Source organism: Stenotrophomonas sp. YIM B06876 (assembly GCF_030711595.1).
Taxonomy (GTDB): domain Bacteria; phylum Pseudomonadota; class Gammaproteobacteria; order Xanthomonadales; family Xanthomonadaceae; genus Stenotrophomonas.
On the sequence record NZ_JAUJUJ010000675.1, the window covers coordinates 1 to 301 of the forward strand.

A 301-nucleotide genomic window follows, 5' to 3' on the forward strand; every position below is an offset into this window, starting at 1 on the left:
ACGATGTCGCCAATTTTGCCGGGGGCGACGTGCGCCATGGAGGGCGCATCGTGCTCCATGCCGGGGTGCTTGCGCATCATGTCGGCGTGGGCGTCGAGGTCGGCCTGGGTGCCGAGCACGATCTCGTGCATCAGCCGGCCCTGGTTGTCGGCGCGCAGGCGCACGGTGTCGCCCTCGCGCACCTCGATGTGGCTGGGTTCGAAGCGCATGGCGTCGGTCATGCGCAGCGTGATGGTGCGCTGCACGGCGGCCGCGTCGCCGGCCATGCCCCAGGCGGTCTGCTCTTTCACGGGCGCTGCCG

General features: G+C 70.8%; 1 protein-coding gene. It reads right to left on the minus strand.

Going from position 1 to position 301, the window contains the following annotated elements; all coding sequences use genetic code 11:
• The coding region (locus tag QZH66_RS18975; protein ID WP_305807316.1) for a hypothetical protein at nucleotides 1-290 on the minus strand (290 nt) is incomplete at its 3' end.
• Nucleotides 291-301 lie beyond the last annotated feature (11 nt).